Origin of the sequence: Mesorhizobium argentiipisi (SeqCode) (assembly GCF_037179585.1) — a bacterium.
Taxonomy (GTDB): Bacteria; Pseudomonadota; Alphaproteobacteria; order Rhizobiales; family Rhizobiaceae; genus Mesorhizobium; species Mesorhizobium argentiipisi.
Map to the genome: position 1 here is coordinate 126,894 of NZ_JAPYKO010000003.1, position 26,986 is coordinate 153,879.

A 26,986-nucleotide genomic window follows, 5' to 3' on the forward strand; every position below is an offset into this window, starting at 1 on the left:
TTCAGCCCTCCTGCGCATGCAGCCGCACTGGCAGCGCGCGGAACGTCCGAAGGAACGCGGAGGGCTCCCGGGTCGGTAGCTCGGCCAATGCCAGCGTGGGGAAGCGCGCCTGAATCCGCGGCAGGCTCTCGGCCAACTCCACCCGGGCCAGTTGCGCACCGAGGCAGAAGTGAATGCCGTGGCCAAAGCTCAGCATAATCTTCCCGTCGGTCGACATGCCAGGGCTGGTACCGTAGAACCGCGCGGGATCGAAGCGATCGGGATCGGCGAATGCGTCCGGGTCACGATTGCCGGCCGCGATCAGCACGCGCACGTCCGCGTTCTTCGGGATCACCACGCCGCTCAGTTCGATATCGCGCTGGGCAATACGCGGGATGGAGCTGAACATGGCGGGCGCGTCGCAACGTAGGACTTCTTCGACGAATGCCTCCACCCCCACGGCGTCTCCCTGCAGCCAGTGCCGCTGTTCGGGATACGCCAGCATCGCCAAGACCGCATGGTCGATAGTCGCAGCAGTGGTGGCGAAGCCGCCCAGCAGCATGCCCCATAGCATGCTGATCAACTCCGCGTCCGACAGCGTGTCGGCATCGTCGTCGTGTGCGCCGACCAGCATCGACACGATGTCGTGGCGGGGATCGGCGCGCTTGCGCGGCATGAGGTCACCGAAGTAGGCCTGCACCCTGGCGCTGGCCGCGTCCGCCGCCGCGAGCTGGGGATCGCTGGCGTGCGGGCTCAGGCCTTCCAGAATGACGCCGATGCCGTCGGCGAGCCCGAACATGTCGTCCTGGGGCATCCCGAACAGTCCGGCGAAGACCAGCACGGGCAAGGTCAGCGCGAATTCCCGATGCAGGTCCACCGCCTCCCCCCGTTCCAGCGCGGGCGCCATGCCGTCCAGGCAAGCTGCGACGATGCGCGCGATGCTCGGACGCAGGTTGTCGATCTGGTGCATGGTGAAATCGCGCGAGATCAGCCGGCGCAGACGTGTATGCGTCGGTGGGTCCTTCATCGCTAGCGTGGACGCCAGCAGATTGAGTGACAGGCTGGTCGCCGCACGCGGGAAATAGCGCGCCAGTTCGCCCGGCGCCGGTCCGCGAAACGCATCGCCCGTGGCCTTGAGCGCCCAGTGGATGTCGGCATGGCGGCTCAACAGAAAGAGGCCCGACGCCGCGCGATGCACCGGATCGTGCTCGCGCAACCACCGCATGAACGGATACGGGTCGTGGATGCACGCTGGCGACGCCAGTTCGGCGAAGGCGTCCCGGCATGCTGCCGTGGTTTCTTGCACGTCCATCTTGGTTACCTGTCAGCTGGCTGATCTGACCGGCGCGGGTCGGGCGCGCCGGCAAGTTGCGGAGAAGATCGCGATACGCGGCGGCATCTGCGCATCACCAGAGGACCGGCAATTCCTCGAACCCGCCAGTGATGATCTCCTTGCGCAACTTCAGTTCTTCGGGCGCTACGGCTAGGCGCAGTGCGGGAAAGCTCTGGTAGATCGAACCGAACACCGCCTTGAGTTCAAGCCTGGCCAGCGCCACGCCGATGCAGTGGTGCGGCCCATAGGAGAACGCCAGGTGCGGGTTTTCCTCGCGTCCGATGTCGAAGGTTTCCGGGTCGTCGAAATGGCGCCGATCGAACGACGTCGCCGGCAAGCCGACCAGCACCTTGCTTTCCGCGGGAATATGCACGCCCGCGATGGTGACGTCGGTCCTCGGATAGCGCATGATGCCGTCCCAGCCCGCGCCCGGCGGGTACATGCGCAGGATTTCCTCCACCGCTTTGTCGACCAGGGATGGATCGCCGACCAGGCGTTCGCGCTGTTGCGGATGGCGGAACATGGCCAGCAGGCCGAATTCGATCTGCGCAACGGTGCTCTCGTGCCCCGCCACCAGCATGCCCGCCGCCAGGCCGACCGCCTCTTCCTCGGTCGCCTTGCCCTGGTCGACCGCCGCGAGCAAATCCGTCAGCAGGTTGTCGCCCGGATCCTGGCGCTTGTCCCGCATTTTGCCGCGAATGTAGGCGCGCAGTTCGTCCCAGGCCAGGCGCGACGCGCTGCGCGGGCCGCTTTCATGCTGGTGCGTCATCACCTCGTCGGACAGCCCGGCGAACAAGGTGTGATCCTCGTAGAGCACACCCATCAGCGCGCTGATGACCATGGCCGGAAGTGGAAAGGAAAGGTGGCGCCGTAGGTCGGCGGGCTGAGGGTGGGCCGCCAGCGTCTCGAACAACTGCGCGGCGATCGCCTCGACCTGCTGCGCGAGCAGCTTCATCCTGCGGTCGCTGAAGGCCGGCGCTACGATCGTGCGTAACCGGGCATGCTCGCCCCCCTCGTGCGAGACCAGCCACCCCGGCGAACCGAGAATCACCGAATCCGGGGTGAATGCCGCCGGCGGCATTCCCGCGGGCCGGAACACCGCGTCGGACAGCACCGCTTTGGCCTCGTCGTAGCCTGTCACTAGCCAGCCTTCGTGCCCAGACGGGAAGCGCACGCGGTGGATCGGACCGTTGGAGCATAGCGCCAACATCTCAGGCGAGGGCTCGATGTGATCGACGCGCCACATCGGCAGGGTCGGCAAGTGTTGTTCGGACATGGTCGGACTTCGTCCTCTAGCGATGGAAGGGCGGAAGGTGACCGGCAGGCGCTGCGGGCCAGCGAAAAGATGTTTGGCCGTAGCGGCTCGCAAAACGGGCTGGCAGGCTGGGTCACACCGATCGGCTCGGCACCGCGGCTCGCGAAAAGGCGTGGAATCGAGGGCGGGATGGGGGAAGGCTGAAGATTATGGGGCGTGCTATTAATCCGGCGTAACGCGAGACTAAGTTCCCCGGCGCAGCATTCGCTAGTCTCCACGACGGCGTTCCGCCGCCTGGCCGGTCATCCCTTTGGCGACTACATTTTCGGCAGAGTGATCACGGTATGATTTCTCCTTCGTTCCTGACGCGTTTGTAGATAACGCAGCATTTATCGTGCCAAGCGGAGAACCATTCGAACGATGTGCTAGCTCTGCTATCGCGGTGCCAATAATCCAACATCGTGTCGGATATCGAACAACGACATCGAACAGCGTGTCGGATATCGGACAACGGAACACGGTTTGGAGTGAAGTGTGAATTCCTGCCGCGCCAGCCGGGTCCTGGTGCGAGTCAGCAGATCGCGCGACCGCAATAATTACCGGTCTCTATCGAGACGACCCGACAGGGTCCGAATTCCTGGGCGCCGCGCGGCTGAAGCGTGGAACGCCTTGTTGGCGACCCCGAGGCCAGTTCACTGCTCGTTCCTGTGGGCTTGTCCGCCTGGAACGGTTGATCTCGGCCAGGTCTTGGACTGGCCGTGTTACAGCCACGGCGCGTGTGCAAAGCAGCAGGTGAACGGGGAAGCGGCGAAGGTCGGCATTCGGGCCGGCAAGTTTCAGGCGCCTTGGGAGTAGCCAGCGGCGCATGCAGAGGGCGCGGCGCCGTCGGCCCACCACTCGGCATGGTCAACCGCAGGCTTCTCGCGCACACGGCTAACGGCAACTCCCGCGACCCGCGGCGGAGAATGTTCCTTCATGTGATGAAGCCACTGGTGTCTCTCAAACTGCTCACGGGGAGGCAAGTTGGACCGAGACAAGGACGGTTTTCCCGACGAATCGGTTTGCAAGGGAAAGCTCGTTGGTCGGCTGTGACTTGGTGACAGGCTCGGGGCCGCCGCGCTTTTTGGACTCGCGGTAAAGGCGGCGTGGACAGCCGGTTGCGGAGGCAAACGGCAGCTGGCAATCAACCCATCACCGCCTCATGCGATCACGGCGTTGGCCGAGGTGTCGTCGCGACGCTCGGCGGCAGGGTGGGGTAAGTTACCTGAGGCTGGTCGCCGGTTAGCGTTCGCAAGAAGGCGACGATACTGGAGACTTCCTCAGGGGCCAAGCGGATGCCAAGCTGGGCAGTGCCCATCACCGCTACCGCCTCGTCCAGGTCCCACGCACGGCCACTGTGGAAGTACGGGGCAGTGAGTTCGACGTTTCTTAAGCTGGGGACTTTGAACACATATTGGTCGTCCATCTGCCCTGTCACCCGTTTGCGACCTTCATCGTCGGGCGGCAGGAAGTCGGCGCCCGGCTTCTCGACCGCGCCAAAAGCAGCGTACATGCCGCCGCCGACATTTATGCCGTTGTGGCAAGAGGAGCATCCCTTGTCGATAAAAAGCCTGAGGCCTTTCTTCTCTTCCTTGGTGAGCGCTTTTTCGTCACCCTTGAGATACGTATCGAACGGTCCGTCGGGTGTGGTCAGCGTTGCCTCGAACACGGCGATTGCCTTCTTGAGGTTGACGAAGTCGAGAGGATCGATTTCATCTGGGAAGGCTTTGCGGAATGCCTCCACATAGCCGGGAATACCCTTGAGCTGTTCGACGGCGTGCTCAGGGGTGCTGCCCATCTCGATTGGGCTGGCTATAGGTCCACCGGCCTGCTCCGTCAGGTCGGCGGCCCGACCATCCCAAAACTGAGCGATGTTGAACACTGAATTGAGCACAGTTGGCGCGTTTCGGCCGCCGTGCTGCCAATTGTGGCCAATTGAAGTGGGGCGGCCATCTGCCCCGCCGAGTCCGATGTGATGGCAGGTGTTGCAGCTGATGTTGTGCGACTCCGATAGCCTCAGCTCGAAAAATAGCATCTTGCCCAGTTCGACCTTCGCTGAAGTCGCCGGATTGCCGTCCAGGACCGGCACGTTGGGGATGGGGCCAAACAGCGATTTCGCGTCATCAAGCAGACTGTCCTGCCCCATCGCCATTGAGGTGAGCAGGCAACATCCGAGTGCAGCATACCGAAAATTCAACCCAATCGCCAAACAGCCTCTCCTTTCGAACCCCGAGACTGTGCGCCAAATGAGCGGCTTCCCATTACAAGGGATTAGGGCCGCATCCTCGGCAGCATCTGCAGCGTCGCGAGACTGAGGAGCAAAAATCGAGCCAAAGCCGTGGGAAGGACTCGGACACGGATTTGCAAAGCTTTTGCCCCCAGCCAGGTACAAACCGACCACGGTGGCGTCGTGGACCTGACAAACCCGACAATGGGCGTTGGCCAGCGCATACCTGCACCGGTCCCAATAATCTATATCCGCGGCTGCCAGATGGAGGCCCGCAAGCATGGGTTGACGCTTCTGATAGGTGCCCCTGCGGCGGTGCTTATCGGTGTTGATCGCCCGCAAAGCCGGCCAGGCAGACACGATGGTCGCCTCCCCCCGGTAACCCTGCTTGAGTGAACCCTATACGCTGAGTGGTCGGTGCAGCACTGACTACAAAGCAAGGTCGTTGCCTTAGCGGCGCGTCCTCAGCTCCTTGACGTCCACGGCGCTCTCGAAAACATATCCGGCGCCGCGCTCGGTGCGGATATACTGGAGGGTTGAGCGGTGTGCCAGCTTGCGGCGAAGGCGCAGGATCAGCACGTCGATGCTCCGGTCATAGACCTCTTGATCATAGACTCTGGTCGCCTTCAGAAGCTGCTCACGCGAAAGCACCCGGCCTGGGTTCTTGAGGAAGGCCATAAGCAGGTTGAACTCACCCGCAGTTAGCTTCACTTCGATATCCGTGCCTCGACGCAAGCGGCGACGTTTCGTGCTCACTTGCCAGTCATCGAAATTAAAGATTGCATTTCGCTCACGCCCCGGCCGCTGGCGCACGGCGGCACGCACGCGAGCCAGAAACTCCGGGTGGCCGAAGGGCTTAGTGATGTAATCGCGGGCGCCGGTTTCGAGACCGACTACCTTGTCGGACTCATCCAGGTAGTCTGCGCTGATGATAATGATCGGAAGGTCCCTGTTGGCACCAAAATCCCGAACGAATTGCAAACCGTCCTCTCGGCCGAGGCTCAGATCGACAATTGCCAGATCAAGGGCTTCCGAAACCATCTTGCTGGCGGCCTGTTGGCCGCTTTCGACCGCACTGATCCTAAACTCCTGCTTGGACAAGAGGTCCACGAGCAGTTCTCTCGTTGAAGCGTCCTGACTCAAAACGAGAATGTTCTTCATGGTGACTCCTGTTGAATGCAGCTTTGGCTTTCTCGACGATGAGCCAAATTAGGCAGGGGTCCGCACGTGGGACAATCTTCGTTGGGCGCATGACACAATAGCGCAGACACATAGTCCTAGGCGGGACTGCCGCCGTGAGTCAGGAACCGAGCTCGCCAAGCGTGTTCGGCCGTTTCTCCGATTTCGCTCAGAGTGTTCGTCCTATTCGTTTGGCTGATCGCCCGCGCGCCTTGCCGGTCGTTGACTCTGCCGATCCCCTCTCCTGCGGCCGTGAAGCCGGTGTCACAAGGCGTTCTGCGCCCGCAGCGCACATCTCCACTCGGATTCAGATGCATTTCATCTGAAACTCCGAAAACATTGACATTCCACTCGGCAAGATGGATTTATCACCCCATTCCAATGTATAGATAGACGTAAGACAGGTGATCAAGACATCAAGAGAACCAATTTAGACCGCGTCTTACTGAATTATTGTGGCGAATATTCTGGAAAATATTGCCACGAATTCCACAAACCTTACAAACAACTTGAGCGCAGAGTCTCTCGTTGTACTCAAACGCAGGAGGTAGAAATGAGTAGATTGATCGTTGTATCCAACAGGGTTCCGCTGCCCGATGAAAACGGGGTGCCGCCCGCGGGTGGGATGGCCATCGCGCTGAAAGCGGTGCTCAAGAAAGAGCACGGCTTCTGGATGGGCTGGTCGGAGCGGGTGGTGGCCGAAGACGCCCCGCCGGAGCTGACACCGCTGCAAGATGACGGCATCAATTATCAGCTTGTTGATCTCTCGCAGAGGGATCTGGACGAATATTACGAGGGCTTCGCCAACAGGGTTCTTTGGCCGATCTTCCACGGCCGTCCTGATCTGGCCGAATATTCCGAGGCACGAAGGGCCGGATATCATCGTGTCAACAAGAGGTTTGCAGAGCTGTTGAACCCTCTCCTGCGCGATGACGACGTTATTTGGGTGAACGACTATCACTTGATTCCGCTCGCTGAAGAGCTGCGTAAGCTCGGCTGCAGCAACAGGATCGGCTTTTTTCTGCACATTCCATGGCCGCCGGCGGACATCTTCTCCACTGTCCCGAAGTACGATGCGTTGCTGCGCGGGCTTTCGTTCTGCAACCTCGTCGGCTTCCATACGGATTACGATCTCAGCAACTTCCTCGAATGTCTGAACCGCGAGGAGCAAGGGAAACGCATCGAAGAGGGTTTCTACGCAGCGTATCAGAACGAGTTTCGCTGCGGCGTCTTTCCGATCAGCATAGACACTGCGAATTTCGAAAGTCTCGCCGAGAATGCGGCCCGCAATGAGCGTCTGCAGGTGACTTATCCGAGGATGGTTGGTTATGACATCGCAATCGGCGTCGATCGGCTTGATTATTCGAAGGGTATCGAGAAACGCATCGTCGCCTTTCGTGATTTTCTGCGGAGCCACCGTGAACGTGTCGACAAGACGTTGCTGCTGCAGATCACCCCGAAATCCCGGGCAAGTATCCCGGCATATAGGGTGGTTCAGAAGGACGTCGCCGAACTGGTCGGGCGCGTTAACGGAGAACTCGGAACCGTCGATTCGGTGCCCGTGCACTACATTAACAAGTCGGTCGGGCAGTCGGAGCTGGCCGGCCTCTACCGCAAGGCGCGTATCGGGTTGGTGACTCCGCTTCGCGACGGCATGAATCTGGTGGCGAAGGAGTATGTCGCTTCGCAGGATCCATTGGACCCCGGCGTTCTCATTCTTTCACGCTTTTCCGGCGCCGCCAGGAAGTTGGGCGCAGCGATGCTCGTCAATCCCTACGACACGGAGGAGATGGCGCGCACTATGGAAAAAGCCCTCGTTCTGCCGCGAGGGGAGCGGATTGACCGCTGGAGGGCGATCATGACGGTTCTGCGGGAGCACGATGTCCATAAGTGGTGCAGCGATTTTCTCTCGTCACTGAATCGACACTGAGCCTTTCGTGGGCCCAGCCTCGCGGCGACAGTGTCGCGAGTGTGAGGCTGGGCCCGGCATATCGATGAGGCAGCATTCTTGCCTCGCCGACGGCGGCCGATGGTGCCTCGGTAGTTGCCGACCACTATAGCCGCGAGTGAGGATTTCACCCCTGGTCAGCCAGACCGCCTCCACATCGCCGGAGGCTTTGCCCCCGCGTGAAGCGCAGAAGGTGCTCGTTCGCCCGCAGCGACTGTGATCGTTTCGCTGATCGAGACCGGTACCTTGAACCACGTCAAACCAATGACGACACCGCTACTGTCATCAGCAGGCCGGCCCTCAACGCCAACCATAACGACGCTAGCGTGAGCACACCGCTACTAAACTAAGGAGAGGGGCATGGACCTCGTTTACAGTCGGGATCGTTCAAGCAGAAGTGAGCGGTCGCCTAACATTGTCAATGGCGCGCGCGCCACACGGCAACAGCAGATGCTGGAATCGATCGACCTGAAATTGCTGTTGTCTCTTGAGGCGCTGCTGGAGTACCGCAACGTCACGCATGCAGCCCGGTACATGGGCGTGAGCCAGCCGTCCATGAGCCGATCACTGGCAAGGCTGCGTGGAATTTTCGATGACGATCTTGTGGTTCGTGGATCGAGCAGTCTGGTTCCGACGCCGCAGGCCGAGTGTCTGGCCAAAGTCCTCCCGCCGATCTTGAGCGCTATCCGCGCAATGATGGACCGCAGTTGCGCCCCAGGGGAATGGCGTTCGAAAGCCACAATGGTGATGCCCGATCACCAAGCGCTTATCTTGCTGCCGCCTCTACTGCCACTTTTGCGCGAGCACGCGCCTAATCTCGATATCGTCACCGACCCCCTTTTGGCCGGCGCGCTCCTGCGGCTTGAGCAAGGCGAAATCCATCTGGCAATCGGGCAGATCGATGCTGCACCACTGGGTTATTTGCGCCGTACGCTCTATGCCGACCGTTTTGCCTGCCTGCTTCGCCAGGGTCACCCAGCCCTGGCGCGGGAATGGACGATCGATAGCTTCGCGACCTTGCACCACGCTGCCATTGCATCGGACTCCAAGGACGGGTTCGGCCGGGTGCATGACGAACTGGTCAAATTGGATGTTCTGGATCGCGATCCGGTGCTGGTTTCCAACATATTGACGGCAGCCGCGGCAGTCGCGGCGAGCGATCTGGTGCTGATTGTCCCAGGGCGCGTCGCAACGCGGATCGCTGCCTTGCTCCCCCTGGCGATTGTCGATCCGCCCGTGGAACTGACCCCTTACGAGGTCGCCCTCATTTGGCACGAACGGTGCCATCGCGACCCGGAGCATCGCTGGCTGCGCCACGAGATCACCGCAGCGGCTTCGCAAACAGAACTGATGCAAACATCACAAACTGGCAGGGCCATAACGGAAGCGCCCCGTTAAAGACTCACGCTGCTTGTCCGCACGTGATTGAGCCAAGATGCACACATGTCAGCCGATGCTCAAGTTGCGCGCTTTCCAAGGGCTCACGATCTAACAACTACCCTAACTCTCACAAAGGAGAATAAAATGCCAAACGAATGGTCGCTTGACGTGAAGGAACGTGAAAACCAGCACACTGACGATGCCTACAAGGCCGCTCGAGCCTTTTTCCATGGCAGCTCTCGGCTTTTGTCAATGGCAGATGCCGCGCCTAGGAAAAACGACCTGATCGCCAACGACGAGGGGACCGTACAGTTTCACCTTATCGGTCAGCAAACAAATATCCCGATGTACAGCCGAATCATGAATGAGAACCAAGACAACCTTCTTGCTATTGGAGGACTCATTTACGACTACATGCATTCCAATTTTCCTGCCATTGACTCAAAAATGCTAGACCTCACCACCTGGGCTGACGTTCTAAGCAACATTCCCGATCTTTCGATCGGACAGCAAAAACAGAAATTTTATTCGCAAAAGGCTGTTGGTACTTCCGTCTCGGCCACCTTCCTTTCTCTGATTGCCCAGGCGATCATTACCGACGGGGCATCGCTGCTGACAGATTTCGAGTCATTCCTGACGGCGATGGGTAACATCACCTTCAGCGCCAACGCCAAGGCGCAGCAATACAGGGCCCTGACATGCACCTACCAGAGCTACCTTCTCGATAATGGAGCCGGTGGATATTACGATTACGGAGCGATCGTTCTGCGCCAGATCGAGTTCAAACAGAACTTCCTTGAGCTGAGGTCCTGCTGCTCGTCGATGCGACTGATCGATGTGGACATGGGCTATACCGAGATCACCAGCATCGTACAGGCACGCCGGATCCGAAAAGGGGGGCCCGACCATGAAAACTTCCAGCAGCTCGTGAATGCGAACTCCACCAGTCAATTCAAGAGGGCAGAGAACTTCTTCAACGGCGGCTCGACCCCGCAACATGACATCAAGCCGCAGGTCTGAGTCTCAGCCCCTTGACGCGAAAGCAGCGCACCTAACCAACACCGAGGGTCCTGGCGACCTCGCCAGGTTCATGGATGCGGTAAATCGGTCCAGAACGCTTGCGAAATGCCGACCTGTTTAGTCCACAGCCGGCGACCCGCGCTGACGGCCGCCGCCTCCGTGGCTGATGCAAGAAATGAGCCCATCCTCTTGCTCGTGTTGAAGAAAAATATAGGCCCCCAGCCCACGTCCTTCGCTCTGGTTCCGCCGTTCTCCGCGCCTTGACTTGCAGCCGTCAACGGCCTATCCACCCCATTGTTAGCACTCTGCCTAGGTGAGTGCCAATCGCTCCGGCAACGGAAATCGTTCAACATCGCACCAGGGAAATCCATAATGGCAAAGTCGAAATTCCGCCCACTTCATGACCGCGTGGTCGTTCGCCGGGTCGAATCCGAATCCAAGACCGCCGGCGGGATCATCATCCCGGATACGGCTAAGGAAAAGCCGCAGGAAGGCGAGATCATCGCGGTCGGCTCCGGCGCCCGCGACGAAGCTGGCAAGCTGGTTCCGCTGGACGTCAAGGCCGGCGACCGCATCCTGTTCGGCAAGTGGTCGGGCACCGAAGTCAAGCTCAATGGCGAAGACCTTCTGATCATGAAGGAATCCGACATCATGGGCATCATCGGCTGATCATCGGCCTCACCTTCAACTTGAATTTTTCGGGCTCTCCGAGCCCTGCCAGGAGTTAAAACATGGCTGCCAAAGACGTAAAATTCTCCCGTGACGCCCGCGAGCGCATGCTGCGCGGCGTCAACATCCTCGCCGACGCGGTGAAGGTCACGCTCGGTCCCAAGGGCCGCAACGTCGTCATCGACAAGTCGTTCGGCGCCCCGCGCATCACCAAGGACGGCGTCACCGTCGCCAAGGAAATCGAGCTTGAAGACAAGTTCGAGAACATGGGCGCGCAGATGGTCCGCGAAGTCGCTTCGAAGACCAACGACATCGCCGGCGACGGCACCACGACCGCGACCGTTCTGGCGCAGTCGATCGTCCAGGAAGGCCACAAGGCGGTTGCCGCCGGCATGAACCCGATGGACCTGAAGCGCGGCATCGATCTGGCCGTCACCGAAGTGGTCGCCGCTCTCGGCAAGGCCGCCAAGAAGATCAAGACCTCCGAGGAAGTCGCCCAGGTCGGCACCATCGCCGGCAATGGCGACGAGTCGGTCGGCAAGATGATCGCGGAAGCGATGCAGAAGGTCGGCAACGAAGGCGTCATCACGGTCGAGGAAGCCAAGACCGCCGAGACCGAACTCGAAGTCGTCGAAGGCATGCAGTTCGACCGCGGCTACCTCTCGCCCTACTTCGTGACCAACGCCGACAAGATGGTTGCCGAGCTTGAGGACGTCTATATCCTCCTGCACGAGAAGAAGCTCTCCAACCTGCAGGCCATGCTGCCGGTCCTCGAAGCCGTCGTGCAGACCTCGAAGCCGCTGCTCATCATCTCGGAAGACGTCGAAGGCGAGGCGCTCGCCACGCTGGTCGTCAACAAGCTGCGCGGCGGCCTTAAGATCGCCGCCGTCAAGGCGCCGGGCTTCGGTGATCGTCGCAAGGCCATGCTGGAAGACATCGCCATCCTGACCGGTGGCCAGGTCATCTCGGAAGACCTCGGCATCAAGCTCGAGAATGTCGGCCTCGACATGCTCGGCCGTGCCAAGAAGGTGTCGATCTCCAAGGAGAATACCACCATCGTCGACGGCGCCGGCAAGAAGGCCGAGATCCAGGGCCGCGTTGCCCAGATCAAGCAGCAGATCGAGGAGACCACCTCGGACTACGACAAGGAGAAGCTGCAGGAACGTCTGGCGAAGCTCGCCGGCGGCGTTGCCGTGATCCGCGTCGGCGGTGCGACGGAAGTCGAAGTCAAGGAAAAGAAGGACCGCGTTGATGACGCCCTCAACGCGACCCGCGCGGCCGTGGAAGAAGGCATCGTTGCTGGCGGTGGCGTTGCCCTGCTGCGCGCTTCGGCCAACCTCAACGCCACCGGCGCCAACTCAGATCAAGCTGCCGGCATCAACATCGTGCGTCGTGCGCTGCAGGCTCCGGCCCGTCAGATCGCGGCCAACGCTGGTGCGGAAGCATCGATCGTTGCCGGCAAGATCCTCGACAATGCGAGTGCGACATATGGCTACAACGCCCAGACCGGCGACTATGGCGACATGATCGCCATGGGCATCGTCGATCCGGTCAAGGTCGTGCGCGCGGCTCTCCAGGACGCGGCCTCGGTCGCCGGCCTGCTGGTCACCACCGAAGCCATGATCGCCGAAGCTCCGAAGAAGGACTCGGCTGGCGGCGGCATGCCGGCCGGCATGCCTGGCGGTGGCATGGGCGGCATGGGCGGCATGGGTGGCATGGGTTTCTAAGGGCACCTTTCGAGGATCTCCGGAAGGGCGGCAGCGATGCCGCCCTTTCCTTTTGTGTTTTGTCGATCGGTTAAGTGCCGCAGCGATACAATCGCCTGCGCTGCCTTGACTGCCAGCCGTTCAGGAACAGGCTTAGCGGCCTATGGGCTTCCGAACCCACCCGACAAACGCTGGGCTGCCGTCCAGATTGAAAAAAGCGCCGCTTCCACTGAGAGCGTCATCGACATGATGCCTAAGAGCGCTCCGGGGCAATGCTTCCGCATTTCCACATTTTGTGCATTGCAATATGCTGTGCTATCCCTATGTTCGCGCTGTCGACCATCTCCTCCTTCCAGATGTGATGTCGGCGTTGGAGGCAGCGCACCCCCCATCGCGCTATCGAGGCCCGCTGCCAGCCCCCCCGGTAGCGGGCTTGATCATTTGAGAGGCAATTTCGGCCTATGACTCAGGCCGCTAAGGATGCGAAAGCATCTGGACTTCCGAGCCATTCTTTGCCCTACCCGCATCGGCAACCAGTTAGCACTTCCACCTGGCTCGTTGCCGGCGTAGGCAAATTCGCGTTGCCTTCGGCATTGTAGGAGCTTGTGTCGATCACGACAATCGAACCGAGCGCAGGATTTCACAATCGCCGGATCAAAATGTCCGTCGTGATCTGCTGCACGCCTCGGCGACGTGCCGGAAACCGGGATTGAGTAGGGTGACGCTGCAACTAGCCCCCTCGTGACCCGGACGAACTGACACGATCCAACAGCGTGAGTTCGCCACTTTCCTAAGCGAACATGACGATGGTCCCGCCAAGTGCGACCCGTTCGATCGCGTGTGCGAGGCTTTCGCCGCCGGCTGACTCGGCAGTGTCGCGCAAAAAGGCGGTTCTGCATTCGTCGCTTGAACCTGCCTAAGGTCACATTGCAGGCATATGCGCGCTGGCTGATCAGGCAGCGGAAGGTTCGGCCGCCTGCGACCGCGACACCGGCTTGTCGCCAAGAACCTCTTCAACGATGCCGCGCGCGATCTCGCGTTCGCCCATGATCACGGTATCGGCGCCGAGTCCCTTCAGATGCTCGACCTCGGCATCGGAATGGGCGCGGGCGACGACGTTGATGTTGGGATTGGCGGTGCGTGCCCGCAGCACGATCTGGCCGGCCTCGAAGGCATTGGGGATGGCAAGGATCAGCCGCTTGGCGCCTTCAGGATTGGCGGCGGCGAACACTTCGGCATTGGCGGCATTACCGACGATGGTTTCGATGGCGTCTGCTTTAAGCTTCGCCAGCGTCTTGTCGGCGTCCTCGATGACGAGGAAAGGAAGTGCCGCCTCCTTCAGCGCGGCAGCGACGAGGCCACCGACCCGGCCGTAGCCGATCAGGATGGCGTGACCGGCAAGCGCCGTCCGCGGCGGCGGCCCGTCTTCCTTGCTGGACGTTGTGGCAACGGAGGCCACCTGGCCCGGTTCGGTCGCCGGACCAACCGGCTTTGCGTCCGCCGGCAGTGCCGTCCTGGCGGCGCGGGCCTCCAGCCACGGCTTCATCCAGTCGATAACCAGGAACATCAACGGGTTGAGCACGATCGACAGGATGGCGCCGGCCAGGATCAGATCGCGGCCCTGCTCGGGTAGAAGTTTCAGCCCGACGCCGAGTTCGGCCAGGATGAAGGAGAACTCGCCGATCTGGGCAAGGCTGGCCGAAATCATCAAGGCCGTGGCCAGGGGATAGCCGAAGGCTACGACGATCACGAACGCCGCCAGCGACTTGCCGATGACAATGATGGCCAGCGTCGCCAGGATCGGAAGGCCGTTGCTGATCAGGCTGAATGGATCGAACAGCATGCCGACGGAGACGAAGAACAGCACCGAGAAGGCATCGCGCAGCGGCAGCGATTCTTCGGCCGCGCGGTGGCTGAGCTCGGATTCGCTCATGATCATGCCGGCGAAGAACGCGCCCAGCGCCAGCGAGACGCCGAACAGTTTTGCCGCGCCGAAGGCGACGCCGAGCGCAATGGCGAGCACCGAGAGACGGAACAGTTCGCGCGACCCGGTATGGGCAACGTAGTGCAGGATCCAGGGAATGACCCGGCGGCCGACCACCAGCATGACCACCACGAAGGCGGCGACCTTGGCCAGCGTGATGCCCACGACACCCCATATGCCGTAGCTGGCCGGCAGCGACAGCAGGTCGCCCGAATGGGCATTGGCCTGTTCCTGGCCGCCGAGTACACCGGCAAGCGCCGGCAGCAACACCAGCGCAAGCACCATGGCCAGGTCCTCGACGATCAGCCAGCCGACGGCGATGCGGCCGCGCTCGGTCTCGATCAGGCGGCGTTCCTGAAGCGCGCGCAGCAGCACAACGGTCGAGGCGACCGACAGCGCCAGGCCGAACACCACGCCCGCGCCCATCGACCAGCCGAGCATCCAGGACAGCCCGGCGCCGAGCGCGGTGGCAAAGCCAATCTGAACGACGGCGCCCGGCACGGCGATGGCGCGGACCGACAGAAGGTCCTTGAGCGAGAAATGCAGGCCGACACCGAACATCAGGAGAATGACGCCGATTTCGGCCAATTCGTTGGCAAGCCCTGCATCGGCGACGAAACCGGGCGTGTTCGGGCCGACCAGCACGCCGGCTACGAGATAGCCGACCAATGGGGGAATCCGGAAGCGATTGGCGAGAGCGCCGAAGACAAAAGCCAGCCCCAGACCGGCGACGATGGTGGCGATAAGGGGCGTGTCATGCGGCATTGTCTATGGAGCGCCTTCAAGCTAGCGATGTCGGATATGCGGCGCCCGAGAGCCGTCGCCTGTTTCGCAATATGGTGGAAGGGGCAACGGTGATGCAACCCGCAAGGTGCGAAAAGCGACGGCGCGGCGACAAAATGCCGGACCGGCGACTGAGGTGCCGCCGATCTGTTTGAGCCGGACCAGCCTACCTGTCTGCGCGCTGGAAGCGCTGCCGTGTCGCGCCCGATTGGCATGTCGAGATTCGACGGACACCGGTATTCCACGCCACCGCAGGAAATTTTGACCCGGGCGTCATCGACCCAATCCTTGAGATCGCCCACGCGAGCGCTCTGCATACAGAGCCGTGTCAAGGTCACGCGAACCGCGCAGATCTCGGCTGTCCCCAACACCAGTCAGTTCAAGCTCCGCCCGGAGCGGGGGACCCTCGCCCAACAAGCCGACCCTGAGTCGGTTTTGGAGTGCCTGCCGATCGGCCACGAGGTGGTCGAGATGCCGTGACTGTTGCACAGGCCGCCGCTCTTGCGCCAATTGCCCAACCAATGCCCGTGTCGCGTCCACCACGAAGACGCCGCAATCGAAATCGTTCTGTTGTTGGGAGATGCGGGCTGGCTCAAGGCGCGCGCCCAGCCGTGCTGCAAGCATTGACGCAGGTTCGTTGTTGTATCCGTGCAAGGAGTCGTAGTGATAGGCAACCGGCCTTTGTCGATCACGGCGATCAACCAGCAGCAGCGACCAATGGGTGCCCAGTCGATTAGGGTCCGTCGTGCTGGCGTTGCTGACTGGCAGAAACAGGAAGTCGGCTGTGTCGTCACCATTCCTGTACAGGATGTTACCTAATGCGCGCTGAAAATCGAGGCCCCCACGCAGACTATGAAGGGCTATGAGGGGGTCGACGAACCGCGTCCGGGCGGCGAGGTCCGGATGACTCCCCGGCAATTCCTGGGCCAGGAGATCGTAATCGCTCAGAATATGGTCGTCACTCAGCCATTGCTTGGCGCCGAGCACCTCCTCGTTGGTATGAGACGAGGCTCGCGGATCCAAAGCCTGGATGTGAGCCACGGGGGGCGGAACCGGCAGCTTCGGCCGATAGTAAGCATCGTCCTGCAATTCGGCGTGTCCTGCCGGGTCTCCCGGCAGCCACTCACTCGCGTCAAAGTCGGACGGCACTCGCGGCGCCCAGCTCGAGTCGGACGAAACATCCTGCAATCCGGCGTGTCCTGACGGGCCTTCCGGCAGCCACTCATTCGCGTCGAAGTCGGACGGCACTCGCGGCGCCCAGCTTGAGCCGGACGAAGTTTCCTGCAATCCGGCGCGGCCTGACGGGCCTTCCGGCAGCCACTCATTCGCGTCAAAGTCGGACGGCACATACGGCGACCAGGTTGAGCTTGATCCGCCAGGCTGCACTCCCCAATGAGCCTGTTCACCGGAAGCCACATCCAGCGCTCTGTTCGCCTCAACAACTTCTTGGTATTGCCGAAGCCTATTGAGACTTAGGGTGACCCTTCCTTCTGCGCTGGTGAAGTCCTTGTGATCGGCTTTCAACGACTGTTTCTGTTGAGCAGTGCCGTTGAGTCGGCTCGCTATGCTCCCCCTACCCTCCCTTTGGAGCCAATCACTAAACTTGCGTTGCGCGCTGGCAATGGTCACGCTCACATTTTTCTGCCGGGGTGTCGGCTTGGGTCCGAGCTTGATCAGCTCTTCCTTGGCGAGGCCATCGATGATGCGGGCGTCATCGGGATAAGGATTGTGCCGGTTGGATTGCCGGCTCGATTGGATTCCGCCGCCTAGGTGCTGCTGAAGCCGGTCGAGACTCAGGGCGGTCTTTCCATAGGCTGTGTTGAAGGCCTTTTGGTCTGCTTTCAACGACAGTTTCTGCTGAGCAGTGCCGTTGATTCGGCTCGCTATGCTCCCCCTACCCTCCCTTTGCAGCCAATCACTGAACCTACGTTGAGCCCATGCAGTATTCCAGACGACTTTCCTCTGTTTGCCCACCTCGGGTCCGAGTTGGCGCAGCTCTTCCTTTTCCAGGTCATCGATAATGCTGGCGTCATCGGGATAAGGACTATGCCGGTTGATTTGGGGATCGGCGCCCAGGTACAGCCGAAGCTGATCGAGTTGAGAGCTTGTTTGTCCTGTGGCTGTGATGAAGGCCTTGTGATCTGCTTGCAACGACAATTGTTGCTGAGCACTGCCGTTGAGTCGGCTCACTATGCTCCCCTTATCTTCCCTTTGGAGCCAATCACTGAACTTACGTTGCCTGGAAGCGATCACTGAGACGCGCGTTTTCTGTGAGCGAGTCGAGTCGGGTGCGAGCTCGGCTAGGTTTTTCTTTTCCAAGCCATCGATGGCGAGGGCGTCCTCGGGATAAGCGCCAAGTGTTTGGCGCCCCATCAGGCGGGGCCCGGCACCGACTGACTGGAGCCCCTCAGCCCCGAGTCTCCGGAAATGGGACAGCGCCGACGAGAGGCGGTCGCGATCGTCCCCACCGGCTTTCGTGTACTCCTCGATGTCGATGGCTAGCGATCTTGGCTCGTTAAAAGCTCGAGTCGTCAACGGACCCCTGTTCTCTTGTCGGAGCCAACGAGCAAATCCCCTAAGAACGCCTAAATTGTCCTTGATGGTAGGTTCGGGAACCTTTCCCTCCCCTCGGCCGATGGTGCCGTCGGGAACGACTTCATAGGCTCGGAGTTCTGCCGCGAACTGCTCGATAAGGCGCTCGTCCTCGGGATGCATGTCCGCGCCGGCGGGGGGGCGACTACGCTTCGCCGAGTCCATACGAAGCTCCGAATGGACCACCTCGGACATCGAGCCACGGGACGACTTTTCACTACGACTTCCGAACATCTTGCCGAGACCTGATTTCACACGAGAAAACAGCCCACGGCCTTTGCTATCCTTGGTCCGCGCCGCGGGCTGCGCTTCCGATGACGCTGTGTAGCGCGTGCTCGTGAATGGCCTGTCACGCAGATCAGATTGCAAGGCCCTCGCAGCGCGAGGAATATCGATGCTGTGCCGCGCATTGTTGAACCAACTGTCCTGCAGATTGGATTGCTGCGGCATGCGCATCGAACCGCCCGCGCCAGTGCGTTCGAAACTTCTTTGTGCCTCGGCGGGTCGCGTGTCGGGCGAACTCGACTCAGCGGAACTCTCCTCGGAAGAGCTGAGTTGCAACTCGCCCAGCTGATCAAGGCCAGTTTGATCCGCACCCCTGTCGTCCGACACTTGCCTCGCACGCTGCAGCTCTTGCTGCTCAGCGTACCAACGCGTCCAATAATCCGGATCGTTATAGTTTGGGTCCATAATACTCTCCCGAGGTTAGATGAAACTTCATAGCCGCCCCAGATCGGGACGAGCCTCTTCGACTCGGACCTCCGCAGCAGCAGCCTCTTGCGGCGTTAGAACTCGAGACATTTGAAGACTTTTGCAGACACAGCTTTCGAGAATCTGACGGGTCGTGGAAGAGCCCGGACGCATTTTCCGTTTGATGGGTGATCTGGACTTCGATCTGGCGATTCAATCAAAGGAGATAATTGCGTTGCGGACTGCGGCGACGTCCTGCCGACGCGGCTTACCTTCGCGCTCGTGAGCGAAGCGTCCCATTTCGCGACCCCACCTTTGATCGGATCGACTGCAAATCAGCGTTCGCGCGGTTGGTGAGGTCAGGAACATTGTTCTCGATTGCCGCGATCGGGCACGATGCGGGGACGGGCTGTATGCTCTCCAGCGCCATTGCCGCCTTTATTGCGCTCGGCGACGGCGGACGAAAGTGTGCGCGCTGCCAATCAATGTGGTTTCAGCGCCCTCGCTGGCCGACATGAAAGCGAAGCGGCAATCTCTCATCGGCTTGGTCGATGCTGCCCCCTCCGGATCAGTAGTATTGGGATTACCCGCCGGACGTCCAAGGCCCTATGCTGAGATCGGACGTGTGGGATAGACAAGCGCATTGCAACAGACGTCCGCCGCGTTGAGGAGGAATCCGGTATTGCCGCTCTGCCCGCCTTTGATCCGTCACCTGAAAAGCCCCGACCTGTTCGGCACCATCGACCGCTTGCCGTGCCTTGGCACGCTTTTGAGCGACCGCACATTCGAGATCTTCAATCCATCGACTGGCGAATTGCTGGCGAAGCTTCCTGACATGGGCATCGAGGAGACGCGCGCCGCGATCTCCAAAGCGCATATCGCGCAGCCTCTATGGGCGGCGCTGACCGCCAGAGAGCGCAGCGACATCCTCTGGCGCTGGCATCAGTTGATCGTCGACCATGCCGATGACCTCGCAGCGATCCTCACCGCTGAAATGGGCAAGCCGCTCAACGAGGCGAAGTCGGAGGTCTCGCATGCGGGCGCGTATCTGCAGTGGTACGCCGAAGAGGCCAATCGCATCTATGGTGAGACGATTTCGGCACCATCGGCAGACCGCCGCATGCTGGTCATCAAACAGCCGATCGGGGTCGTCGGCACGATCACGCCGTGGAATTTCCCGGCGTCCATGGTGGCGCGCAAGATCTCGCCAGCGCTTGCCGCAGGCTGCACGATCGTTCTCAAGCCGGCCGAACAGACACCGCTCGTGGCGGGTGCGATGTTCGCCCTCGCCCATCAAGCTGGCTTTCCTGAAGGCGTCGTCAACCTGATCTATGCTTCGGATGGCGATGCGGTAGGCCGCGAACTCTGTTCCAATCCCAAGGTCCGCAAGATCAGCTTCACCGGCTCGACCGAGGTCGGACGCCTGTTGATGCGCCAGTGCTCGGACCAGATCAAGAAGCTCAGCCTTGAGCTCGGCGGCAATGCGCCGTTCATCGTCTTCGACGATGCCGATATCGAAGCTGCCGTCCACGGCGCGATCCAAGCGAAGTTCCGCAATGCCGGCCAGACATGTGTCTCCGCGAACCGCTTTTATGTGCAGGCGGGCGTTCACGACAGGTTTGTCGAGGAGTTCGTCGAAAAAGTCCGCCAGCTTTCGGTGGGTGACGGCTTCGATCCAGCCGTAGCTATCGGACCCCTGATCGATAGTCATGCTCTGGCCAAGATTGAATCCCATATCGACGATGCCGTTGCAAAGGGCGGTTCAGTTCGATGCGGTGGCAATCGCATTGGCAAAGACGGCACGTTTTTCCAACCGACGGTCCTCGCCGACATCTCCAGCGAGATGGCGGTGGCCCGAGAGGAGACATTCGGGCCGTTGGCTCCGATCATACGTTTCGAAGACGCCGATCAGATCGTGCACGAGGCCAACGACACAATCTACGGGCTTGCCGCCTATTTTTACGCTTCGAACCTCAAGCGCGTGTGGCTTGTGGCCGAGGCGCTGGAATATGGCATGGTTGGCATCAACACCGGCCGCATGTCATCGGAGGCCGCACCCTTCGGCGGCATCAAGCAATCCGGCATCGGGCGCGAAGGGTCGCGCCACGGGCTCGAGGATTATCTCGAGATGAAATACCTCTGCATGGGAGGGATATGAGCTCGCGAGGAAGAGCCCTTACTCCAGGCCACCAGGTCGCCACTCAAGCCGACATGCTTGCCACGGTCGCCGTTTCGTGCCAGTGGCGCCTACCCCGCATCCGGGCATTCCGGACTGTGGCAAATCCCGATCAGGCCGGCACCCTGGCGATGGCTCTCGGTTATTGGGGTCTCAATCCAGCGGCTCAAGAGCGGGCCCTACAGAAGACCGAGTTTGTTCTTCAGTTCCGCGTTCTGCTTGCGAAGGCGCTCAGCGAGAAGGGTCTTTAGCCGTTTGTTTTCCTCCTCGAGCGCGACAAGGTCTTTCAGATCGTCGCTGCGCGGCGCAGGTGTCGAGGCCCGTTTCCAATGGTAGTAGGTCTGTTCCGATATGCCCGCTTGCTTTGCAGCAACTTTCAAAGTGGCGCCGCTGTTCATGGACTTCTGCATCTCGGAGAGCTTCTCGGCCCGCTCTTTTGCGGAGTAAATCTTCCGGCCGCTTCGAGCCGTTGCCGTCGAATCCGGCGTCGCAGGCTGTGTTACCGCTCCATTGGTACGGGAAGGCGATGCTTTCTCCGGCTTCGACTTGCGCGATTGCGCAACTCTACCTTTGGTCTTTGGCTTTTCTGCTTTCGCACGTGATTCAGAGGGGGATGCCACAGCTTCAGAGCCATTTGGATCGGGCATATGAGTCTCCGTTTGGGATTTGAACAGATGTTCAGGATTGACGGAGATTATGTTGGAGTCAATCGTCTGACAATTGGGCGGGTCTGCCGCCTCTGATTCTCCGATCGTCTCGGCGACGGCCGCTGAGATATCAAAGTTCCCCCAAATCGACCGGGGCTGTTTTTGAACGCCACGCTTCCGCTTGACTTCCAAGATGAATGGTCGCGTTTGACGCCTCATGCTACTTCCTTGTGAGCACTATAGTCGAAAAGGTCAGTTTCGGCCTGCGATTTTCACCGCCAGTTCCTGTTCCGCGCCGGCCTTTATCGCCCAGAAGGAGCCTTGGCAACTGCATCAGAGTCATAGAGCCCGTCTTCAACAAGAAGTTCATATGCGAGCGGGGACCACCCATGTGGTATCATGCTTCGTGGCCATTGCTTCGAATTCGCGTCCCCGGCACGTGCCGGAAAGGAGCTTTCCAGCCTAAGCGTATTTACCGGGCAGGCAGCCGCATTGCGCGATCCCGCCGGACATAGTGTCTGGCCGAGTCGATGCCGGTCACCACGGATGCGGCGCAGATGCACGGCACCGACCACGTCGGAGATATTGAGATGCGGATACATCTCTTTGACACGCCTGCCTGTATATCTCGTGATTGCGTTCTTCGGTCAGCGCCACGATGATCGAGCCGACCTGGTGCATGCCGGTGCCGACCTCGATTTCAGCTTTCAGCTTGACGCACACGTCGGCGGAATATTTTTCGCGCCCTCTTATACCCTCTTAGCCTCACCAATAATGCCGCCGAGGTTTAGATGCACCACGGCAGGCGGAATGCTCAAACGGCAGAGTTAGCCGTCACACCGGAAGAGATAAATTTGCCTCACTGCTAGCCACATAACATCTTTGGCAAACCGGGAGGTCGCAACTCCGCAAGGGCCCGACTTCCTCCCGCTGCGCAGTCGGCCAGCTTTAACAGATGCGCTGCCAGGAGATACCGATGGGGCCGAAAGTTCGGTCCCACCCAAGCCCGGCAAATGCGTCGCAAAAATCACACAGTGACATCTGGCAACTGGATGAGGTCGTAATCTCCATCGGCGGCCGCAACCACTGGCTCTGGCGATCAGGCTTCTGAAGAAGCAGGGGATCGCTAAAAACGCATCATCACCGATAAGCTACGATCCTATGGCGCGGCAAAACGTCAGGCGATGCCGGATCTCGAGCATCGATCCCACAAAGGGCTGCACAATCGAGCTGAGAACTCGCATTTCCCTTTGCGAAAACGAGAACGGATGATGCAGGGCTTCCGATCACTTGGAGGCTTGCAGCGTTTCATCTCGGTTTTTTCGACGCTGCAAAATCTCTTCGTTCCACCAAGCTACAAACGTTCAGCGACCGCCATCCAATCCACCGCCTCAAGGCCATGGCGGAATGAAGAGCCGTGACCAAAATGCTGGCATGACTATCGATCCGGCTGCTCAACACAAAACTTTCCGAATAACGTGACAGTACCCACGGAACTGATGGAGAGGTTCGGCGTGATCGGCGTCAGCGCCGAACCCTCGGCCCTCACAAGATTGACCGACTTTCAGGTGCTTTTCAGCTGGCTGGGGTCGATGGGGAGCGCGCGAATGCGCTTGCCTGTCGCGGCAAATATGGCGTTACAGATCGCCGGCGCAGTCGGCGGCACGCCGGGCTCGCCGACGCCGGCAGGCGGCGCGCTGCTCTCGACGATGTGGACGTGCGTCTCCGGCGTGATGTCAATCCGCGCCACGTCGTAGTCGGTAAAATTGCTTTGCTCGATGCGGCCGTCTTTGGCGGTGATGTTGCTGTAGAGCGCATTGCTGATGGCCATGATGGCCGCGCCTTCGAACTGCGAGCGCACACGATCGGGGTTAACGACCAGTCCGCAATCGACGGCCATATCGATGCGAGGGATCGCGATCTGCCCGTCATTGCCGATCGCCACGTGAGCGACAACGGCGACGTAGGTGAGGAAGCTGCGGTGGATGGCGACACCACGGCCGTGGCGCTGCGGAAGCGCCTCGCCCCACCCGCTGTTGGCCACAGCGAGGTCGAGCACTCCGTGCAGCCGTGCCGTGTCGATCGGATACTGGTCGAGGGGAGCGCCGTAATTGGGGTAGTCGACCCCGATCGCCCTTAGATCGATGATGCGGGCGGGACCGATGAGCTCGCGGAGGTATTCGACGGGATCCCTGCCCGCGGCAGCCGCGAGCTCGTCTGCAAACGAGCAAACGGCGAAGGCGTGCGGCACGTTGAAGACCGAGCGGTACCAGCCGATGCGGACATGGTTTTGCGCCGGGCCATTTTCGCACCGCACGTTGGCGATGGCATAGGGCACGTCCGTGAAGCCCTGCTGCAGCTCGCCCGCGGTCCCATAGGTCACGCTGGGCTGGAATGTCGCCTCGATCGGCGGGAATACGGTCCGGTGCAGCCAGGCCGTGGCGGCGCCGTTGACGTCGAGGCCGGCCTCGATGTGCTGTGCGCAGATCGCGTGGAAATAGTCGTGCTGGATGTCGTCTTCACGCGTCCAGGTCACCTTGACAGGTGCGCCGATTTTCTGCGCGAGCCAGGCCGCCTCGGCGATGAAGTCATGCTTCGACTTGCGACCGAACGCGCCGCCGAGCAGGGTCGTGTGGATCGTCACGTCCGACTCCTTCAGGCTGAGCACGTCGGCCACGGTCGTGCGCGCCCCTTGCGGGTTCTGGCTCGGCGCCCAGACCTCACACTTGCTGTTCTCGACGCGCGCGGCGGCCGCCGGAACCTCCATCGGAGCGTGGGAATAGTGGGGCACGAAATAGTCCGCCGAGACGCGCTTCGCGACTGATTGCAGGGCGCCGTCGACATCGCCTTCGGCCCGCACGACACGACCTGCCTTCTGCGCGGTCGCCTCGAGCTCCTTGCGGTAGCTCGTGGTGTCGTAGCCGGCGTTCGCGCCGAAATCCCAGTCGATCTTGAGCTGCAGGCGGCCCTGCTGTGCCGCCCAGGTGCTGTTCGCAATCACGGCGATCCCGCCTAGCGGGTTGAAGCCGGACGGCGCCGGCGTCGCCGGGACCTCGACCACCTGCTCGACACCGGGCACCGCCAATGCGGCCTTGCTGTCGAAGGATCGCACCTTCCCGCCGTAGACCGGACAGCGCTCGATCGAGGCGTATTTCATTCCGGGCAGCACGGTGTCGATACCGTATTTCGCCTGACCGCGCACGATGTCGTGCAGGTCGACAATCGGCACCGGCTTGCCGACGTAGCGGCGCGCCTGCGGCGATTTGAAATGCAAGGAGATGTGATCGTCCGAGGGGACGGGCAGGCCGGCGGCCAACTTGACGAGATCGCCGAACGGCAGTTGCCGGCCGGTCGGCGTGTGGACGACCGCATGGTTGCGCGCGTGGCACTCGTTCGGATCGACGTGCCAGGTCAGAGCGGCGGCATCTTCTAGCATCTGCCGGGCGGTCGCTCCGGCGACACGCATGGTCTGGTAGAACTGGCGCATGCTCCGCGACCCGTCGGTATTCTGGTCGCCATATTTCGGATCGCCGTTTGCCTGGAGGACCTTGACGCGCGACCAGTCCGCCTCGAGTTCGTCGGCGAGCACCATCGGCAGCCCGGTGCGGATGCCGGTCCCCATCTCGGAGCGGTGGGCGACGATCGTGACCAGCCCTGTCTCATCGATGCCGAGATAGACGTTGGGCTCGAAGGACGCGCCTTCGGCCGCCTGCGCCACCGGAAATTCGCGGAGCCCGGCGTGCATGCCCAGGACAAAGGCGGAAACGCCCGCGCCAGCCTTGAGGAGGTCGCGGCGGCTCAAATTGATGATGTGCGTCATTGACTTAACCGGCCTTGCTGGATGACTGCGTCGAGGCGTGGACGTCCATGGCCGCCGTGATCGCGGCGCGGATGCGCTGATACGTACCGCACCGGCAGATGTTGCCCGACATGGCGTCGATGATCTGCTGTTCGGACGGATTCGGCGTCTGCTTAATGAGGTCGGCGGCCTGCATGATCTGACCCGCCTGACAGTAACCGCACTGTGGAACGTTGTGCGCCACCCAGGCCTTTTGGACAGGATGGCCGCCGTCGGGGCTCAGCCCCTCGATCGTGGTGACCTCGTGCCCCGCGGCGTCGGCGAGTGCGGTGATGCAGGATCGTGTGGCGCTGCCGTCGATGTGCACTGTGCACGCACCGCAGGCGCCTACGCCGCATCCGAATTTGGTGCCGGTCATGCCGAGAATGTCGCGGATGACCCACAGCAGGGGCATTTGCGGGTCGGCATCGATATCGTGCGCCACTCCGTTGATCGAAATGCGAGGCATTCGAGACTCTCCGTGACTGGGATCGGGATACGCGTGGCGGGCGCGCCTCAGGGCTTGAGCGTGCCGAGATAGGCAATGACGTTCTGGCGATCCGCAGGATTGGGAACGCTGATGAACATCTTGGTGCCGTGGACGAAGCCATTGGGATTCTGCAGGAACTTGTCGAGCGACCCGTCGTCCCAGGTCACGCCAGCGTTTTTGAGGCTGACGGAATAGTTGAAGCCGGCTATGGTTCCGCTCTTCCTGCCGACAACCCCTGCCAACGAAGGACCGATGCGGTTCAAGCCGGGGCTGTGGGAGTGGCAAGCCGCACAGTGGCTGTTGAAAAAAGCCTGACCCGCCGAGGCGTCAGCGGCGGCACCGGGCTGGCTCGTGCCGAGCAACTGGGCTGCAACGAGCAATGGCAGCGTCCTCAAAGCCGTGACTGAGTGCGGGACCGAGGCGGTGTAACGCATGGTATTGCTCATCTCCGATGCGAAGCTCGCCCGTTGTATCGGACGTGACGAGCCGACGATTGCTGGACCTTGCGGTGATTGTGCCGATCTTGCCAAAAGGCGGAACCGCGACTCGGCACTTCACAGCCCAAGTGGTGGGCGCCGTTCCGATCGAGAACGAGGCCATCTACGTATGGCTCACCACGGCTGGCTCACCTGAGCCGCGCGCCTACGTACTGCCCTGGAGCCAGCAGGCGGCCCAACAGCTTCAAGATGCGAGGGGCAAGGCGGAAGCCGACGGCACTGGGTTAGAGATGAAGATGCAGGCCGCCGACGCCGGTCTCGATACACGCGAGCCGATGTTCTACGCACGGCCGCATCCGGCCCTGCCGGCCAAAGACTACCAAAGCGGCGTTCGCCCCCTCGCTATACACAGCCGGGGTCGTAGCCGAGTTTTTCGCTTCGTGTTCCGCTCCTGCAGCTTGGGAAGATGGCGCCGTGGCTCATTTGTGTCCGTCCAACAGCGCCGCGACAGTGCCCAGTAGGGCGCCCTGATGCATACGACAAGGCATGAGGGACAATCCTTTGGATGATTATAATTTGCCGCGGGCACTCCTACCTGCGTTGTGGGCCGAGAA

The 26,986-nt window shown here is 61.0% G+C and carries 17 protein-coding genes and 2 pseudogenes; 8 read left to right on the forward strand and 11 right to left on the reverse strand.

All coding sequences use genetic code 11. From position 1 onward, the window contains the following. Position 1 precedes the first annotated feature (1 nt). From O7A05_RS06135 to O7A05_RS06150, 4 genes are all read right to left on the reverse strand, one after another. On the reverse strand, positions 2 to 1,291 hold the full coding sequence (locus O7A05_RS06135) for a cytochrome P450 (protein ID WP_337092089.1): 1,290 nt from the start codon (positions 1,289 to 1,291) through the stop codon (positions 2 to 4). Between the two features lie 94 nt (positions 1,292 to 1,385). Further along, positions 1,386 to 2,588 (reverse strand): cytochrome P450, encoded by a 1,203-nt coding sequence (locus O7A05_RS06140; protein WP_337092090.1) that lies wholly within the window; start codon positions 2,586 to 2,588, stop codon positions 1,386 to 1,388. Between the two features lie 1,186 nt (positions 2,589 to 3,774). Further along, positions 3,775 to 4,815: a cytochrome-c peroxidase gene (locus O7A05_RS06145; RefSeq protein WP_337092091.1), complete on the reverse strand. Its 1,041-nt coding sequence runs from the start codon at positions 4,813 to 4,815 to the stop codon at positions 3,775 to 3,777. 468 nt (positions 4,816 to 5,283) lie between these two features. Then, positions 5,284 to 5,994 carry a winged helix-turn-helix domain-containing protein gene (locus tag O7A05_RS06150; RefSeq protein WP_337092093.1) on the reverse strand — a complete coding sequence of 237 codons (711 nt, stop codon included), beginning with the start codon at positions 5,992 to 5,994 and terminating at the stop codon, positions 5,284 to 5,286. 571 nt (positions 5,995 to 6,565) lie between these two features. Here O7A05_RS06150 and O7A05_RS06155 point away from each other — a divergent pair. The 5 genes from O7A05_RS06155 to groL all read left to right on the forward strand — a co-directional run bounded on the left by O7A05_RS06155 (position 6,566) and on the right by groL (position 12,756). Continuing rightward, positions 6,566 to 7,942, forward strand: a complete 1,377-nt coding sequence (locus tag O7A05_RS06155; protein ID WP_337092094.1) for an alpha,alpha-trehalose-phosphate synthase (UDP-forming) — start codon at positions 6,566 to 6,568, stop codon at positions 7,940 to 7,942. A 378-nt stretch (positions 7,943 to 8,320) separates the two neighbouring features. Beyond that, on the forward strand, positions 8,321 to 9,358 hold the full coding sequence (locus O7A05_RS06160; protein ID WP_415926961.1) for a LysR family transcriptional regulator: 1,038 nt from the start codon (positions 8,321 to 8,323) through the stop codon (positions 9,356 to 9,358). A 126-nt stretch (positions 9,359 to 9,484) separates the two neighbouring features. Then, positions 9,485 to 10,360, forward strand: coding sequence for a hypothetical protein (locus tag O7A05_RS06165; protein WP_337092095.1), 876 nt, complete (start codon positions 9,485 to 9,487; stop codon positions 10,358 to 10,360). A 372-nt stretch (positions 10,361 to 10,732) separates the two neighbouring features. After that, a complete protein-coding gene (groES, locus tag O7A05_RS06170) occupies positions 10,733 to 11,029 on the forward strand; it encodes a co-chaperone GroES (RefSeq protein ID WP_006203049.1) in 297 nt (98 codons plus the stop codon). A 62-nt stretch (positions 11,030 to 11,091) separates the two neighbouring features. Further along, a complete protein-coding gene (groL, locus tag O7A05_RS06175) occupies positions 11,092 to 12,756 on the forward strand; it encodes a chaperonin GroEL (RefSeq protein WP_337092101.1) in 1,665 nt (554 codons plus the stop codon). A 931-nt stretch (positions 12,757 to 13,687) separates the two neighbouring features. Here the strand turns inward: groL and O7A05_RS06180 are convergent. Together O7A05_RS06180 and O7A05_RS06185 are read right to left on the reverse strand one after the other, a co-directional pair. After that, positions 13,688 to 15,484: a cation:proton antiporter domain-containing protein gene (locus O7A05_RS06180; protein WP_337092102.1), complete on the reverse strand. Its 1,797-nt coding sequence runs from the start codon at positions 15,482 to 15,484 to the stop codon at positions 13,688 to 13,690. 291 nt (positions 15,485 to 15,775) lie between these two features. Continuing rightward, positions 15,776 to 18,784, reverse strand: coding sequence for a Ulp1 family isopeptidase (locus O7A05_RS06185; RefSeq protein WP_337092103.1), 3,009 nt, complete (start codon positions 18,782 to 18,784; stop codon positions 15,776 to 15,778). Positions 18,785 to 19,466: 682 nt separating this feature from the next. Between O7A05_RS06185 and O7A05_RS06190 the strand changes: the two genes are divergently transcribed. Beyond that, on the forward strand, positions 19,467 to 20,942 hold the full coding sequence (locus O7A05_RS06190) for an NAD-dependent succinate-semialdehyde dehydrogenase (protein ID WP_415926962.1): 1,476 nt from the start codon (positions 19,467 to 19,469) through the stop codon (positions 20,940 to 20,942). A 197-nt stretch (positions 20,943 to 21,139) separates the two neighbouring features. Here the strand turns inward: O7A05_RS06190 and O7A05_RS06195 are convergent, their stop codons facing one another. Further along, positions 21,140 to 21,826 (reverse strand): transposase, encoded by a 687-nt coding sequence (locus O7A05_RS06195; RefSeq protein WP_337092104.1) that lies wholly within the window; start codon positions 21,824 to 21,826, stop codon positions 21,140 to 21,142. A 335-nt stretch (positions 21,827 to 22,161) separates the two neighbouring features. Next, positions 22,162 to 22,345: pseudogene (locus O7A05_RS06200) on the reverse strand (hypothetical protein); the annotation flags it as partial. A 236-nt stretch (positions 22,346 to 22,581) separates the two neighbouring features. Here O7A05_RS06200 and O7A05_RS06205 point away from each other — a divergent pair. Further along, positions 22,582 to 23,018: pseudogene (locus tag O7A05_RS06205) on the forward strand (IS6 family transposase); the annotation flags it as partial. A gap of 153 nt (positions 23,019 to 23,171) precedes the next feature. Here the strand turns inward: O7A05_RS06205 and O7A05_RS06210 are convergent. The 3 genes from O7A05_RS06210 to O7A05_RS06220 are packed head-to-tail and all read right to left on the reverse strand — an operon-like array spanning position 23,172 to position 26,369. Next, positions 23,172 to 25,427, reverse strand: coding sequence for a xanthine dehydrogenase family protein molybdopterin-binding subunit (locus O7A05_RS06210; RefSeq protein ID WP_337092105.1), 2,256 nt, complete (start codon positions 25,425 to 25,427; stop codon positions 23,172 to 23,174). A gap of 4 nt (positions 25,428 to 25,431) precedes the next feature. Further along, complete coding sequence (locus O7A05_RS06215) at positions 25,432 to 25,914, reverse strand: (2Fe-2S)-binding protein (RefSeq protein ID WP_337092106.1); 483 nt, start codon at positions 25,912 to 25,914, stop codon at positions 25,432 to 25,434. 47 nt (positions 25,915 to 25,961) lie between these two features. Further along, positions 25,962 to 26,369, reverse strand: coding sequence for a c-type cytochrome (locus O7A05_RS06220; protein ID WP_337092107.1), 408 nt, complete (start codon positions 26,367 to 26,369; stop codon positions 25,962 to 25,964). Positions 26,370 to 26,428: 59 nt separating this feature from the next. Between O7A05_RS06220 and O7A05_RS06225 the strand changes: the two genes are divergently transcribed. Continuing rightward, positions 26,429 to 26,893 (forward strand): hypothetical protein, encoded by a 465-nt coding sequence (locus O7A05_RS06225; RefSeq protein WP_337092109.1) that lies wholly within the window; start codon positions 26,429 to 26,431, stop codon positions 26,891 to 26,893. Positions 26,894 to 26,986: the final 93 nt, after the last annotated feature.

Excerpts from the sequence above, each read along its gene's own strand:
- O7A05_RS06195 (WP_337092104.1), bottom strand. The coding sequence starts at position 21,826 with ATGAGGCGTCAAACGCGACCATTCATCTTGGAAGTCAAGCGGAAGCGT.
- O7A05_RS06165 (WP_337092095.1), top strand. The coding sequence starts at position 9,485 with ATGCCAAACGAATGGTCGCTTGACGTGAAGGAACGTGAAAACCAGCAC.
- O7A05_RS06215 (WP_337092106.1), bottom strand. The coding sequence starts at position 25,914 with ATGCCTCGCATTTCGATCAACGGAGTGGCGCACGATATCGATGCCGAC.
- O7A05_RS06160 (WP_415926961.1), top strand. The coding sequence starts at position 8,321 with ATGGACCTCGTTTACAGTCGGGATCGTTCAAGCAGAAGTGAGCGGTCG.
- O7A05_RS06220 (WP_337092107.1), bottom strand. The coding sequence starts at position 26,369 with ATGCGTTACACCGCCTCGGTCCCGCACTCAGTCACGGCTTTGAGGACG.
- groES (WP_006203049.1), top strand. The coding sequence starts at position 10,733 with ATGGCAAAGTCGAAATTCCGCCCACTTCATGACCGCGTGGTCGTTCGC.
- O7A05_RS06155 (WP_337092094.1), top strand. The coding sequence starts at position 6,566 with ATGAGTAGATTGATCGTTGTATCCAACAGGGTTCCGCTGCCCGATGAA.
- O7A05_RS06140 (WP_337092090.1), bottom strand. The coding sequence starts at position 2,588 with ATGTCCGAACAACACTTGCCGACCCTGCCGATGTGGCGCGTCGATCAC.
- O7A05_RS06150 (WP_337092093.1), bottom strand. The coding sequence starts at position 5,994 with ATGAAGAACATTCTCGTTTTGAGTCAGGACGCTTCAACGAGAGAACTG.
- O7A05_RS06135 (WP_337092089.1), bottom strand. The coding sequence starts at position 1,291 with ATGGACGTGCAAGAAACCACGGCAGCATGCCGGGACGCCTTCGCCGAA.
- O7A05_RS06180 (WP_337092102.1), bottom strand. The coding sequence starts at position 15,484 with ATGCCGCATGACACGCCCCTTATCGCCACCATCGTCGCCGGTCTGGGG.
- O7A05_RS06185 (WP_337092103.1), bottom strand. The coding sequence starts at position 18,784 with ATGGACCCAAACTATAACGATCCGGATTATTGGACGCGTTGGTACGCT.
- O7A05_RS06210 (WP_337092105.1), bottom strand. The coding sequence starts at position 25,427 with ATGACGCACATCATCAATTTGAGCCGCCGCGACCTCCTCAAGGCTGGC.
- groL (WP_337092101.1), top strand. The coding sequence starts at position 11,092 with ATGGCTGCCAAAGACGTAAAATTCTCCCGTGACGCCCGCGAGCGCATG.